This window comes from Fusibacter ferrireducens, from assembly GCF_015352425.1.
Taxonomy (GTDB): domain Bacteria; phylum Bacillota; class Clostridia; order Peptostreptococcales; family Acidaminobacteraceae; genus Fusibacter_A; species Fusibacter_A ferrireducens.
This window is the reverse complement of record NZ_JADKNH010000013.1, coordinates 37,421-52,756: the sequence shown is the minus strand read 5'-3', so window position 1 is coordinate 52,756 and position 15,336 is coordinate 37,421. Positions and strand designations below refer to the sequence as shown.

Below are 15,336 nucleotides of genomic sequence, written 5' to 3'. Positions count from 1 at the left end.
AAAAGGAGGAGAAAGAATGAAAAAAATCTTAGTAACTGGAGCAGATGGATTCATTGGAAGTCATTTAATAGAAGAATTAGTTAAACAAGGACATAAAGTAAAAGCATTTGCATATTATAATTCATTTAATTCTTGGGGTTGGTTAGATTCACTTCCTAAAGATATATTGAAAGAAGTGGAAGTATTTACTGGTGACATTAGAGATCCTAATGGTGTAAGAGAAGCTATGAAAGGCATAGATGAGGTTTTTCACCTTGCAGCTTTGATCGCTATTCCTTTCAGTTATCATTCGCCAGATACTTATGTGGACACAAATATAAAAGGTACACTCAATGTGCTTCAAGCAGCTAGGGACCTAGATACATCTAGATTGCTCATTACATCTACCTCTGAAGTATATGGAACGGCTCAATATGTGCCAATAGATGAAAAACATCCATTTCAAGGACAATCTCCTTATTCAGCGACTAAGATAGGTGCGGATCGATTAGCAGAATCATTTTATAGAAGTTTTAATATGCCTATAACGATTGTTCGTCCGTTCAACACTTATGGTCCTAGACAGTCGGCAAGAGCTGTTATTCCAACAATTATTACTCAGCTGCTTGCAGGAAAAACAGAGATTAAACTGGGCTCGTTAACACCAACAAGAGATTTCAACTATGTTAAAGATACAGCAAATGGGTTTGTTGAAATTGCTAAATCCGACAAGACTATCGGTGAAGAAATCAATATTGCCACACAACAAGAGATTTCAATTGGTCAATTAGCTGAAGAATTAATTAAACAGATTAACCCTAATGCAAAGATTGTATGTGACGATCAAAGATTAAGACCTGAAAAGAGTGAAGTAAATAGGCTTTTAGGTTCCAATGAAAAGATCATGAGACTAACAAATTGGAAACCAAATTATACTTTTGAGCAAGGTTTGGCAGAGACTATTGAATTTTTCAAAAAGAATTTAGATCAATATAAGACTGATATTTACAACATTTAATTCGGAGGTGATCAAATGAGTCAAAAATTCATACCTTTATCAGTACCTAATTTAAAAGGAAAAGAACTTGAATATGTGACACATGCAGTGGAAACAGAATGGGTATCAACAGGTGGACCTTATGTAAGTGAATTTGAAGAAAAGATAGCGGCATATGCTAAATGTAAAGGTGCAGTTTCATGTCAGAATGGTACAGCTGGACTTCACATTGCTCTTGAAGTGTGTGGCGTTACAAGAGATGATGAAGTCATTGTGCCAACACTTACTTTTATTGCTGCGGTAAATCCAGTGAAGTACATCGGTGCAGAACCTATTTTTATGGATTGTGATGATTCGCTTACGATGAGCGTTGAGAAACTAAAGGCTTTCTGTGAAATGAACTGTAGTTTCACAGACGGTAAACTTATCCATAATTTAACTAATAAACATATTAAAGCATTGCTTGTGGTCCATGTCTTTGGTAATATGGCTGATATGGAAGGTATTATAGAGGTTGCGAATCAATATAATCTTAAAGTGATTGAGGATGCAACGGAAGCCATCGGCACATATTATCTTGAAGGAAAATATAAAGGAAAACATGCAGGAACTATTGGGAATATTGGTGTATATTCATTTAATGGAAACAAGATTATAACTACCGGAGGCGGTGGCATGATTGTTTCAAATGATGAGGCATTACTTGAGAAAGCGAAACATCTTACCACTCAAGCCAAAAGCAATGAACTCTACTATACTCATGATGAAATTGGCTATAACTATCGAATGACAAATCTTCAGGCTGCATTAGGTTTAGCACAGTTAGAGCAATTAGAAGATTTTATTAATATTAAAAAAGTCAATTATGATTTCTATAAAAATGAAATTAAAGAAATAGCTGGGCTAAAAATTTTAGATTTCAAAGAGAATATTCGACCGAATTACTGGTTTTATGCTTTGTATGTCGAATCTGAATATGCACTAAACAGGGATCAAATCATTAAATTTCTAGCTACAAAAAAAGTTCAAGCAAGACCAATATGGGGACTCATAAGTGATCAAAAACCATATGAAGGAAGCCAATCATATAAGATTGAAAAAGCGAGATGGTACTTACAAAAAATTGTAAACATTCCATGCAGTTCTAATCTTGCGAGGGAAGATGCTGCATATGTTATAGAGTGTTTAAAAAGACCAGAAGTGATGTAAATCACTTTTGAAAGAGGTGTCGGCATGGAAGTTATAGAATTTCTAATAGATGAAGAAGAAGCAATGATTGAAGCGATGCAGCAATTAGACAGAGTTGCAAAGAAAGTGCTCTTTGTTGTGAGAGAAGGACGGTTTGTTGCTGCGATTACCGATGGTGATATCAGGCGATGGATTCTTAAGAAAGGGAATCTGGATGCTAAAATTAAAGATATTGCTAACTACAGCCCAAAATCTCTTTTAGAAGAAGATAAATCCAAGGCAAAAGATGTTATGAAGAAACATTCTATTGAAGCTCTTCCTATACTTGATAAAGAGAGTAATATTGTCTCAGTTGTATTATGGAATGATGAAGCCGTTGAACCAAAGAAAAATTTAGATGTTTCTGTTGTTATTATGGCTGGTGGACTTGGTACTAGATTATATCCTTACACCAAAATACTGCCTAAACCATTGATTCCAATAGGAGAAATCCCCATTGTAGAACATATAATGAATCGTTTTAGTCGATACGGTAGCGATCAATTTTATCTTGTTGTGAACCATAAAAAAAATATGATCAAAGCGTACTTTAATGAAATTGAAAAAGCGTATAAGGTCGATTATGTAGATGAGGATAAGCCGTTAGGGACAGGTGGTGGATTGAGTCTCCTAAAGGGGAGGATCAAATCAACCTTTATTTTGTCTAACTGTGATATTTTAATCGAAGAAGATTACGAAAAAATATATAATTATCATAAGAAGGAAAATAATTTGATCACAATGGTATGTTCTTTAAAGAAAATAAAGATTCCTTATGGTGTTATAGAAATTAGTGAAACCGGCGAAATAGAAAGCATGAAAGAAAAACCAGAATTATCATTTTTCTCAAATACAGGTATGTATATAGTAGAACCAAAAGTAATAGAAGAACTTGAAGAGGATAAGGCTATTGGTTTTCCTGATATAATCGAACAGTACAAGGCTCAGGGTGAGAAAATTGGCATCTATCCGATAAGCGAAAATAGCTGGATGGATATGGGACAGTTAGATGAACTGGAAGAAATGCGAAGAAGGTTAGAGAGAGATGAATAGAAAGATACTTTTAATTGGTGGCGGTGGTCACTGTAAATCAGTACTAGATAGTCTTCTTGAACTGAATGAATTTGCTGAGATAGGGATTGTTGATAAAAAAGAGTATATAGGTAGCATCGTTATGGGAATTCCTGTAATAGGTTGTGATGAAGACCTTTTGACTTTATTCAATAGTGGATATAAGTATGCCTTTGTTACAGTTGGCAGTATAGGGAATCCCTTTCTTCGGATAAAACTTTTTAATTTGCTTATTGAAGTGGGATATGAGATACCATTCATCATTGATTCTTCAGCTAAAGTTAGTAATGATACCCAAATTGAACAAGGTGTGTTTATTGGCAAACAGAGCATAGTCAATGCAGGTGCTTTGATTCAAAAGGGTGCTATTATTAATTCTGGCTCTATAATCGAGCATGATTGTCAGATTGGTGCATTTTCTCATATAGCTCCAGGAGCTGTTTTAGGTGGAGGCGTATTTATTGGAGAAAATGCTCACATTGGATCAAATGCTACGGTTAAGCAACAAGTGCACATTGGCTCTAATTCAGTAATTGGTATGGGAAGCGTAGTTCTAAAAGATATTCAAGATAGTATGTTGGCCTATGGTAATCCCTGTAAGGAGGTGAGAAAATTTTGAGTGTATTTATAATTGCAGAAGCGGGTGTCAATCATAATGGCAGTTTAGACTTAGCTAAAAAATTAGTAGATAAAGCTAAAGAAGCGGGTGCAGACTGTGTCAAGTTTCAGACTTTTATCTCAAAAAACATTGTATCAAAGAATGCAGTAAAAGCTGAATATCAAAAAAAGCAGACAGAAGCTGAAGAATCTCAACATGATATGCTTAAAAAGCTCGAACTTTCTTTTGATGAATTTGTGGCACTGAATGCATATTGTAAAAGTAAAGAGATTGAATTTATGTCTACTGCTTTTGATTTTGATAGTGTCGATTTTTTAGATAGCTTAGGGATGGACACCTGGAAGATCCCTTCAGGAGATATTACAAATTTGCCTTATCTGATGAAAATAGCTAAATTAAATAAGCCTGTGATACTTTCCACTGGGATGAGCACAATGGCTGATATAAGAAATGCCATTAGAGTATTAAAAGATAACGGCGTTGGGGAATTGATTGTACTTCATTGCACAACTGAGTACCCGACACCATTTAATGATGTAAACTTAAAAGCAATGCTTACAATAAAAGATGAGTTTAGAGTAAAGGTGGGCTATTCTGATCATACAAATGGAATTGAAGTCCCCATTGCGGCTGTTGCTTTAGGTGCGACGGTTATAGAAAAACACTTTACATTGGATCAAAATATGGAAGGGCCCGATCATAAAGCAAGTTTAGAGCCTAAAGAGCTCAAGGCTATGGTTAATGCCATCAGAAACATTGAATTAGCATTAGGGGATGGTATGAAAAAGCCCGCTGAATCTGAAAAAAAGAATATGGCTGTTGCACGAAAGAGCATTATAGCGAAGAAAGATATTAAACTTGGTGAAGCTTTCACCGAGGAGAATCTTACAGTAAAGAGACCTGGTGATGGGATAAGCCCTATGAAATGGTTTGATGTTATCGGAACAATTGCATCAAGAGATTTCGAAGAAGATGAGTTGATAGAATTATGAAAAAGATAATCAGTATACTAACAGCTACAAGAGCAGAATATGGTTTATTAAAGCCAATTATAAATAAATTAAATTCAGTTGAAGAATTTGATGTGAGAATTGTGGCGACGGGTGCACATTTATCACCAGAGTTTGGTTTGACATATCAAGAAATTGAAAAGGATGGGTTTAACATTGATGAGAAAATTGAGATCTTATTGAGCTCAGATACACCATCCTCTATTTCTAAATCAATGGGACTTGCAATGATTAGCTTTGCAGATTATTTTGAGAAACTACATCCAGATTTATTAATTGTTCTTGGAGATCGTTATGAAACCCTTGCAGTGGCAACTACTGCGATGAATCAAAGAGTTCCTATTGCACATCTATATGGCGGAGAAACTACAGAGGGCGCCATAGACGAGTCAATTCGGCATGCAATAACTAAATTAAGTTATCTTCATTTTACAAGTACTGAAGAATATCGTAAAAGAGTAATACAATTAGGTGAACATCCGGATCGGGTATACAATGTGGGTGCAATAGGAATTGAAAATATATTAAATGAAAAGCTTTATTCAAAAGAAAAATTAGAAGAATCATTAAAAATTAACTTGTCAAAACCATATGCTATGGTCACGTTTCATCCAGTAACACTTGAAAACAATAGCTCTCAGGAGCAAATTAAATCCCTACTTGAAGTCTGCAGAGAAAATGAAAATTTAAGTTTTATTTTCACTAAGGCTAATGCCGATGCTGAGGGTCGAATTATTAATCAGTTTATTGATCAATATGCTCAAGAAAATGATAATATTAATGCATTTACTTCACTGGGTATGGTGGGGTATTTGAGTGCGCTTAAATATGCAGCGATTGTTATTGGAAATTCATCAAGTGGACTTTTAGAAGCGCCTAGTTTTGGAATTCCGACAATAAACATTGGAGATCGACAAAAAGGAAGGTTACAAGCAAGTAGTGTTATAAATTGTGAGCCATTGAAGCAAACTATAAGACAAGCAATAGAACAAGCAATGACTGTTTCTTTTATTGAGAAAGCAAAAGAAACTACGAATCCTTATGGAACTGGAAATACTTCTGAAAAAGTAGTTGAGGTCATAAAAGAACAGGTTCTGTATAAGAAAATCAATCTTAAGAAAAAGTTTTATGATTGTGGGGTGAAATAGATGAAAATTGTTGTTATCGGATTAGGTTCAATGGGAAGAAGACGAGTAAGATTAATTAAGAAATATAATGATTCTTATAAGATTATCGGAGTTGATTTAAGTGAAGAGCGAAGAACTTTATCAGAGAATGAATTTGGAATTGAAACAAATGAAAGTTTAGAAAGTGTTATCAAAAATAATGAAATTAATTGTGCAATGATTTGTACATCACCATTATCTCACAGCAAACTTATTAGTTTATGTTTGAAGAATGATATGCATGTTTTTACAGAGTTAAACCTAGTAACTGATGGATATGATGAGAACATACAATTGGCAAAAGAAAAAAACAAAATTTTATTTTTGTCATCTACCTTCTTGCATAGAGCGGAGATTAAAAAAATCAATTCTCTGGTAAAAGAACAAGACAAAATGTTAAACTATACGTATCATATTGGACAATATTTACCAGATTGGCATCCATGGGAGAATTATAAGGATTTTTTTGTTGGAGATAAGAGAACAAATGGATGTAGAGAAATTTTTGCAATTGAATTACCGTGGCTTATTGAAGTGTTTGGAGATATAAAGGATTTCATTGTGAGAAAAAGTAAGATCAGTTCATTAAACATTGATTATGACGATAATTATATGGTCATTTTTGAACATGAATCGGGTCACAAAGGAATGGTTTCGATTGATGTAGTGTCTAGAAAATCAGTAAGAAACCTTGAAATTTACGGTGAAAATCTATATTTGTCTTGGGATGGCTCTGCTAAAGGGCTTAAAATGATGGATATAAAGAATAAGAGGGAAGATCATATTCTTTTGTATGAGAAGGTAGATCAACTGAATCAATATAGTAGCTTTGTAGTAGAAAATGCCTACTATGATGAAATTGAATCTTTCTTTGATGTGATAGAGAAAGATATTGTGCTTATCTATAATTTTGAAAAAGATAAAAAAATACTTAAGTTGATCGACAGAATTGAGGCCTAGTTATGCAGAAAAAATATAAGATTGCAATGATTGGTTTAGGTTCAATAGGGAAAAGGCATCTTAGAAATATTAGTATGGTGCTTGGTAGCAGGGGCATAAAATATTCTATTGATTTAATTAGAAGAAAAAATAGTGTTGATTTAGAGGAAGATTTAAAACAATCGGTTTCTAATATTTATATAGAATGTGAAAATATTCCCAATGATTACGATGTTATCTTTATTACCAATCCAACGCATTTGCATTATGATACTATCAGGAAATATAGTGATAAAGCGAAGAATATGTTTATTGAAAAACCAGTTTTTGATAAGATTTCTGTAAGCATATCGAAATTATCGCTAAATACTGATAGTATTTATTATGTTGCATGTCCATTAAGATACACCCGTGTTATTCAGTATGTAAAAAACGAGATTGATTTAGACAGCGTATATAGTTCAAGGGCGATTTGTTCAAGTTATTTACCAGATTGGAGACCAGGGTTAGATTATCGAAAAACTTATAGTGCACACTTGAACCAAGGTGGTGGCGCTTCAATAGATCTTATACATGAGTGGGATTACATGATGTATTTATTTGGAAATCCTAAGAAAGTGATGAATTATCGAGGGAAATTCTCAAAATTAGAAATAGATAGTGATGACTTGTCAATTTACATTGCTGAATATGAGAATATGTTATCAGAAATGCATCTGGATTATTTTGGAAGAAAAATTGTGAGAGAACTACAGCTTTTTACGGAAGAAGAAACTATAATAGCCGATATTGCAAATAGTGAAATCCGATTTTTGAAGGAAGGTAGAGTTATTAAGTTTGATGAGGACAGAAATTCATACCAACTTAAGGAGATAGAAAATTTTTTTGATATTATTGAGGGTAAAAAGAATAATGAAAATAATATTATAATTGCTTTAAATACGCTTAAAATTGCAAAAGAGGGGATTCTATAATGAAAATTCTATTTACAATATGTGGAAGATCAGGCTCGAAAGGAATAAAGAATAAGAACTTAAAAGAGTTTTTAGGATTTCCGTTACCGTTTTATACCGTTTCAATAATAGATCTGTTTATGAAAAGTAATGAGCAACATGGATGTGATATTGTTTTAAATACAGATAGTGATGAATTGATTGCTCTTTTCAAAAAAAAATTGAGAATACCCATTGAAATCGTAGAAAGAGCCCCTGAACTAGGCAAAGACAATACACCTAAAGTTCATGTAATTCAAAACAGCTATTTGGTTATCAAAGAACGCTTAAAGAAAAAATATGATTTAATTATTGATTTAGATATTACATCTCCTTTAAGAACGTTAAAGGATCTTGAGACTTTGGTAGAAAAAAAATTTGATTCAGATGCTGACGTTGTTTTTTCTGTTACAGACTCACGCAGGAACCCCTATTTTAATATGGTAATGAAAACAGATAGAGGATATGTTCGTGTTATTAAGTCTAATTTTAATGCACGGCAAGAAGCACCAGAAATATACGATATGAATGCTTCAATGTACGCTTATTCTCCTGAATTTCTTCTAAGTGGCAAAGGAATTTTTGAAGGAAAATGCGATATTATTAAAATGATGGATACGGCGGTACTGGACATAGATCATGAGAACGATTTTGAACTTATGGAAGTAATTGCAAAGTATTTATTTGATAAAGATCAAAATATGAGTATTATTAAAAATAACATTGATGGATTAATAAGAAATAATTGATTATAAATAGGGTGAAGGATTAATGGATACAAGCATTTCTCTTTCGGAAGAGGAGAATTGATCAAATGAAAAAAACAGCATTACTTATTATGATTATAACTCTTTTTTCAAAAATTATTGGGTTTGGAAGGGATATTGTCCTGTCATATTATTTTGGTGCGTCCAGTATTAGTGATGCATACTTAATTTCTTTAACTGTGCCAAGTGTAATTTTTGGATTAATTGGTGTCGGGATTGTTACAGCATATATTCCGATGCAAAGTAGAGTTATTGACGAATCAGGTGAAACAGCCGGATCACAATTCACAAGTAATTTTATTAATATAATCTTAATTATGACTACAATAATTCTGATTATAGGCATGATTTTTACTGAACCTATTGTTAAAATGTTTGCTATTGGATTTACAGATGAAACACTAAGTCTAACAATTGGGTTTACAAAAATCAGCTTATTTGGAATGTACTTCACGGCACTTATTTCAATATTTGGTGGATTCCTTCAAATAAAGAAAAATTATATTGTTCCTGCATTGGTAGGGATACCTTTTAATACAATAGTAATTTTCTCTACTTTAATGGCATCGAAAGGGAATAGTAATATACTTGCACTGGGGACATTGATTGCTACAGCTTCTCAGCTATTATTGATGTTACCGTTCATAAAAAAAACTAAGTTCAAGTATTTTCTATTTGTTAATATTAAAGATAGTAGGATTATTAAGACTATATATATAGCAGCCCCTGTAATAATAGGAACTTCAGTAAATCAGATTAACATTTTAGTTGACAGAACTATAGCTTCTTCACTAGCAATAGGTGGAATTTCTGCACTAAACTATGCTAGTAGGTTAAATAATTTTATACAAGGTCTATTTGTCACATCTATTATAACCGCAATGTATCCTATGATTTCATCATATGCTAGTAAGCAAAATTTTGATGGAATAAAAAGGGTGCTGGGTGAATCAATTAATATAATTACATTTTTTGTATTACCAATAACAATAGGAGCCATGAATTTCAATAATCAGGTTATCAATTTTCTGTTTGGTCGTGGAGCTTTTGACGAGAGGGCCATTCAAATGACATCAATAGCATTATTTTACTATGCAATTGGAATGATTGGTTTTGGATTGAGAGAAGTTTTATCAAGAGGATTCTATTCGTTGCAAGATACAAAAACACCCATGATAAATTCAGCTATTGGAATGCTATTAAATATTGTACTAAATATTATTCTATCACAATTATTAGGAATCGGTGGACTTGCATTAGCAACATCTATATCAGCAATTTTTACAACAATGTTATTATTCATCAGTCTCAGAAAGAAAATAGGTCCATTCGGCATGAAGCAAATTAGCATTTCGTTTTTAAAAATTCTTTTTGCATCATTGGTTATGGGCGGATTATCTAAGTTGAGTTTTAACTACTTAACAGCTTCTCTGTCGCAGAACCTTTCGTTTTTACTTGCAATCTGTGTAGGAGTAATATCATATTTTGTAATTATTTACTTTATGAAAATTGAAGATATTGACATAATAGTTAAGGCTATAAAAAAGAAATTTGAAATAGGAACTATTTAAGGGTGAAATATTACGGAAAATCATTTAGATAAGAAGTTATTTGAGTTGATTTTAACATAAACAGGTTTTTATTTTAAGGTGTATTAGGATTTATGCTTATGAATTAGCATTAAATAACTTAAAAATTTCACTCGTCTTGGGAAATCAATACAATAGTGAATTTCAAAAACATCATCTCAACAAAGTTTCCCATTTATGTTATAATAGATTTGCTATTCAAAAGATATAAATGAGTGAGGAAAAAATGAATAAACGTGTGTACAAAATTTTTATTTTAATGATCTTGGATTTGATAGGACTATATGTATCCTTTATGATAGCTTACATATTAAAATTTGATGCGCTTAAGAGTATACCAAAGGAATTGACTGTTCATCTTTATAAGACTATTTTGGTCATGGTTGCGATCAAATTTATTTGCTTAATCATCATGAATCTCTACCGAAAACTATGGCGGTTTGCCGGCATAACAGAGATGATTGATATACTGATTGCATGTGGAGTGGGTTCTGCTGCTGTAATGGGCGTGCTTTTTGCAATTAGTAGACAGCCTGAATTTCAAGACATTTTAATTCCCAGAAGTATCCTCTTAATGGCCTTTATACTAGACGTGATTTTCATTGGGGGGACGCGTTTTTCTTACCGTCTCTTTTTTCACGTAAGTCCAAAGGAAATTATAAGAAATCAACATCAGAAACGCGTGTTGATTTATGGAGCAGGTCAAGCGGGTGTGATGGTGTTAAAAGAGTTACATGCAAAAGCGAACAATGAATATGCCGTGATTGGCTTTGCGGATGATGATTTGTCTAAAAAAAATCAAAAGATGCATGGATTACCTGTGTTCGGTGGTGAGGAGGACCTCATCAAGACGATTGCAAAAGAAGAAATAGACATGCTTGTGATTGCCATGCCTTCTGTTGCCGAAAACAGACAAAAAGAAATCATACAAATTGTCAAAGATTTGGGTATAAAGATCAACATACTTCCCAAAGTGTATGATTTGATCAACGGTTCTTTGAGCTACTCAAGTATTCGCCCTGTACAGATAGAAGACCTGTTGGGCAGAGAGCAAGTAGAACTGAACAATGAGCAAATTTCAGCCTATATTAAAGACAAAGTGGTTCTTGTGACAGGGGGCGGAGGGTCTATAGGTTCCGAATTATGTCGACAAATCGTAAAATACAAACCTCGACAATTAATAATCGTTGATATCTATGAAAACAATGCCTATGATATACAGATAGAGCTTAAGCGGTCACATCCTGATCAAGCTCTTTTTGTTGCCATTGCCTCAGTGAGGGACGAAGAACGAATCAAACAAATCTTTGAGACTTTTAGCCCAGAAGTTGTTTTTCATGCGGCAGCACATAAGCATGTGCCACTTATGGAGGACAGCCCTGAAGAGGCTATCAAGAACAATGTCTTTGGGACTTATAATATTGCAAATGCAGCCAATATTTATAAAGCAAAGAAAATGGTGCTGATCTCCACAGATAAAGCTGTTAATCCAACCAATGTCATGGGTGCAAGTAAACGCCTTTGTGAGATGGTGATACAAGCATTTGCCAACAGTGAATCCAAGACAGAGTTTGCTGCGGTGCGCTTTGGAAATGTGCTTGGCAGTAATGGCAGTGTGATCCCTCTTTTTAAAAAGCAAATCCATGAAGGTGGACCTATAACAGTAACGCATCCAGAGATCATACGCTACTTTATGACGATACCTGAAGCAGCTCAATTGGTTATTCAAGCAGGTGGACTGGCCAAGGGGGGCGAGATTTTTGTGCTGGATATGGGCGATCCTGTAAAGATCGATATGTTAGCACGAGATTTAATTCGTTTGTCTGGTCTGAAGCCAGAGGTGGATATCAAAATAGAATATACAGGGCTCAGACCGGGAGAAAAGCTCTTTGAAGAGCTCCTAATGTCTGAGGAAGGCCTTACATCGACAGAGAATCAAAAGATTTTTATTGCAAGACCAATGGACTGGACGCTTGAAGCGTTATGTGATGGTCTTACGGTTTTGAAAGAGGCACTTAAAAATCGAGAGGCAATTGTTCCGGTTATTAAAGCACTCGTACCCACTTTTAAAACACCTGAAGAAATCAACAAACCCTTCTTAAAGAAATAGGCATAAAGCACTACCAATGTGTAAGACTGTTCTTGTTCTCTGTCAAAAAAAGAGATATAATAGTGAAGTGAAAAATTTAATGGAGGCTGATTCATGCCAGAAGAACAATATGACGAAATATCCCTTAAAGAGCTGATCCAGAATATAATCGATAACAGAAAACTCATTTTGTTAGTAACATGCATCGCCTTGTTGTTTAGTATAGTGTTTTCGTGGTATCAAATGGGAGAGGGCAAAAGTGCAAAGGTAATCATGGCTTTTCATTATTCGGGAATTGAGAAGCACTTGAATCCGGATGGCTCAAAATTTGATCCTTATCAAGTAGTATCCCCTTATATTTTAAATGATGTCATTCAGATTTTAAAATTAGAAGGCAAGGTTTCTGCCAATAAAATCAGAGCTTTAGTGACAATGGAACCTATTATTCCAAGTGAAGTGGTCTCTAAGCAAGAATATGCACTGGAAAAAGAAGGCGATTCTTATGTTTATTTCCCAAATGAGTATATTTTGAGCCTAAAAGTAAGCCAAAAAAGTAATCTTGATGCTGAGACTGCAAAGCGAATTGTCAATCAAATTATAGCATCTTACCAAGCCTATTTTTCAGAGACTTATTTGACTCAGAAACCGGTTATCAATAAAATTTCTGGTGTTGATTTTGGAAAATATGATTATTCAGATGTCGCAACGGTACTACATAGTCAAGTTACGGAAATCAAACAATTTAGCAGCGCATTAAGTACAGTTGATTCGGGGTTTAGGTCTAAGCAGACTGGGCAATCTTTTTCTGACTTGGTTGAAATGGCGGATTTGATAGATGATATTAATTTGAATCGATTAGATGCCAATATAAGTGCCTACAAGCTAACTAAGGATAAAGATAAACTTATTATGTTTTATGAATATGTGATTGAGGAACTAGAGTTTCAAAAGGCAAAGTATAATGCTGAAACTGTTGTAACAAAAGAGATGTTATCTTCTATTGAGGATTCAAGCAACAAAGTTTTATCTGGCATAACAGGTGACAGTACAGACCAAAGTAGTTATTTTAACAACTTGATTTTGAAAACAGTATCGACAAGTGTAAATGCAAGTAGTATTCAAGAGCAGATTGATTATTATCAAAGAGAAGTACAGGAGTTGAAATCGGAGACTGCTATTTTAAGTGGGAGTAAGGCTGAAATGCTAACTACGGTTGAAAATTCAATTTCAAATATTTCAAATGAGCTCAAAGCGTTGTTGGTATTGACTAAAGAGACAACAGATGAATTTTACGATCAATATATAACAAAATCATTCTATGCATTATCTCCGGCGGAAGTGTACTCAAAGGTTAAAATGACATTAAATATAGCCATCGGCGGAATTTTAGGGTTAATGGCGGGTGTTTTTATAGCCTTTTTCAGGGCATATTGGGAAAAGGAGGACTAATGCGTATGACTGCAATGAAAAAAAGAATGAAACCCAATATGAATTTGCTTTTATTGACATTAATGCTTTCGCTTCTGATGGTACTCGCATATGCTTATTGGGGACAAGTGACTATGAGTACGAGTTTTTCACTTCAATTTGAAGGGATTGAAAAAGGATTGAATCCAGATAACACGAGATTTGATTATAGTGAAATTATCAGCGAAAATGCTTTAAGATCAGTATTTGAACTGAGTCAAATTGAATATAAAGATCAATACAGACAAGCGATTGAAGTATCGCCTATTTTACCTGTTGGCATCGTAGAGACTATTGAGCAAAAACACATTGATGGGGAAGATTATACTTATTTTCCAAGTGAGTTTGTGGTGCGGATTAAACCCTCTGCTGAAATTGGCTTATCCAAACAAATGAGCTATAAATTAGCTGAAAATTATAAACAGGGGTTTGAAAATTATTTTATCAAAAAAAATACCTATCCCTATGTGGATATTCAAAGAGAGATGGTGCAGTATAACCTCTCCGATTATGACTATCCAGAGTATAGTCGCTTATTTGAAAGTGATTACAATCGATTGTTAAATCATTTGAAAGTATTAGAAGCAGAGGCTCCAGAATATATTGGAGCAGATCAGTTATCCTTTAGAGATTTGATGGAAGGTATAAGACTTTCTCAAAAATTAGATCTTCAAAAAATGAACTCTATAATCAGTACCTATAAGCTCTCTAAGGATAAAGATCAGCTTAAAATCAAATATGCATATATGATTAGAAGATATGAGCTTGAAAAGAATAAGAGCTTTGGTCAATATAGTGTGAATCAAGAACTCTTGAACATTGTAAAATCAAATACGTCAACGGTAATGTTGCCCAGTGTTACAGGGGAAAATTTGGCGTTTTCAGTGGTAAATGATACTTATGATATTTTGGCTAAAAAGGCCACAGAATCTCAAGTAGATGCGGTTACACTGGATGAAGAAATCTTGGATATTCAAAAAAAAATAACAGAACTGGATAGCCCAGAAGTATCGTTAGTAAAGCTTTCTCAAGCGCGTAAAGAAGTGGATGCCATGGCACTGGATTTAAAAACGGTGATTCAAGACTGGGGATTGAAAGTAAATTCAAAAACACAAGCCTACTTTACAGATAAATATAGCAATTTGATGACAAGTGTCTATGGGGTTCAGGTTAATCGAAACATAAGTCCGCTAAAGGTAATCGGATCTATATTTGTCATTTGGTTTGTGACAACGGCTGTCTTTAGCCAGATTTTGCTTTTTAGGAAAAGGAAGACAGCACAAAAGAAAGTGAATTACCGTCATGTGAGTGATTAGTGTTTTATGTTAAATTATGATTACGAGCTAGGCATTTTTGCTTGAATTTGGTAAAATGGTAGTGATACATTATTATGTCTGTGAGGTGGTAACATCAAAAAGATCAAG

At 33.9% G+C, this 15,336-nt stretch carries 13 protein-coding genes; all 13 read left to right on the top strand.

All coding sequences use genetic code 11. The annotated features are described in order from the left end of the window. The first annotated feature begins 16 nt into the window (after positions 1 to 16). The 13 genes from ISU02_RS18735 (at position 17) to ISU02_RS18675 (ending at position 15,228) form a co-directional block, all read left to right on the top strand. A complete protein-coding gene (locus ISU02_RS18735) occupies positions 17 to 997 on the top strand; it encodes an NAD-dependent 4,6-dehydratase LegB (RefSeq protein ID WP_194703381.1) in 981 nt (326 codons plus the stop codon). 15 nt (positions 998 to 1,012) lie between these two features. Beyond that, a complete protein-coding gene (locus ISU02_RS18730) occupies positions 1,013 to 2,185 on the top strand; it encodes a LegC family aminotransferase (RefSeq protein WP_194703380.1) in 1,173 nt (390 codons plus the stop codon). Between the two features lie 24 nt (positions 2,186 to 2,209). Then, positions 2,210 to 3,256 (top strand): sugar phosphate nucleotidyltransferase, encoded by a 1,047-nt coding sequence (locus tag ISU02_RS18725; RefSeq protein ID WP_194703379.1) that lies wholly within the window; start codon positions 2,210 to 2,212, stop codon positions 3,254 to 3,256. Next, on the top strand, positions 3,249 to 3,893 hold the full coding sequence (locus tag ISU02_RS18720) for an acetyltransferase (protein WP_194703378.1): 645 nt from the start codon (positions 3,249 to 3,251) through the stop codon (positions 3,891 to 3,893). Before ISU02_RS18725 ends, ISU02_RS18720 begins: the two co-directional genes overlap by 8 nt. Next, positions 3,890 to 4,885 (top strand): N-acetylneuraminate synthase, encoded by a 996-nt coding sequence (gene neuB / locus ISU02_RS18715; protein WP_194703377.1) that lies wholly within the window; start codon positions 3,890 to 3,892, stop codon positions 4,883 to 4,885. Before ISU02_RS18720 ends, neuB begins: the two co-directional genes overlap by 4 nt. Next, positions 4,882 to 6,051 carry a UDP-N-acetylglucosamine 2-epimerase gene (gene neuC / locus ISU02_RS18710; RefSeq protein WP_194703376.1) on the top strand — a complete coding sequence of 390 codons (1,170 nt, stop codon included), beginning with the start codon at positions 4,882 to 4,884 and terminating at the stop codon, positions 6,049 to 6,051. The genes neuB and neuC overlap by 4 nt, the downstream gene beginning before the upstream one ends. Continuing rightward, on the top strand, positions 6,052 to 7,029 hold the full coding sequence (locus tag ISU02_RS18705) for a Gfo/Idh/MocA family protein (protein ID WP_194703375.1): 978 nt from the start codon (positions 6,052 to 6,054) through the stop codon (positions 7,027 to 7,029). A gap of 2 nt (positions 7,030 to 7,031) precedes the next feature. Next, positions 7,032 to 7,982 (top strand): Gfo/Idh/MocA family protein, encoded by a 951-nt coding sequence (locus ISU02_RS18700; protein ID WP_194703374.1) that lies wholly within the window; start codon positions 7,032 to 7,034, stop codon positions 7,980 to 7,982. Beyond that, the gene (locus tag ISU02_RS18695) at positions 7,982 to 8,749 is read left to right on the top strand and encodes an acylneuraminate cytidylyltransferase family protein (RefSeq protein ID WP_194703373.1); all 768 of its coding nucleotides are present in this window, start codon (positions 7,982 to 7,984) and stop codon (positions 8,747 to 8,749) included. Before ISU02_RS18700 ends, ISU02_RS18695 begins: the two co-directional genes overlap by 1 nt. A gap of 65 nt (positions 8,750 to 8,814) precedes the next feature. Then, positions 8,815 to 10,338, top strand: coding sequence for a murein biosynthesis integral membrane protein MurJ (gene murJ / locus ISU02_RS18690; RefSeq protein WP_194703372.1), 1,524 nt, complete (start codon positions 8,815 to 8,817; stop codon positions 10,336 to 10,338). A 244-nt stretch (positions 10,339 to 10,582) separates the two neighbouring features. Continuing rightward, positions 10,583 to 12,466, top strand: a complete 1,884-nt coding sequence (locus ISU02_RS18685; RefSeq protein WP_194703371.1) for a polysaccharide biosynthesis protein — start codon at positions 10,583 to 10,585, stop codon at positions 12,464 to 12,466. Between the two features lie 93 nt (positions 12,467 to 12,559). Continuing rightward, entirely contained in the window at positions 12,560 to 13,894 is a 1,335-nt protein-coding gene (locus ISU02_RS18680) for a GumC domain-containing protein (protein ID WP_194703370.1), read from the top strand. 5 nt (positions 13,895 to 13,899) lie between these two features. After that, a complete protein-coding gene (locus ISU02_RS18675) occupies positions 13,900 to 15,228 on the top strand; it encodes a hypothetical protein (RefSeq protein WP_194703369.1) in 1,329 nt (442 codons plus the stop codon). Positions 15,229 to 15,336 lie beyond the last annotated feature (108 nt).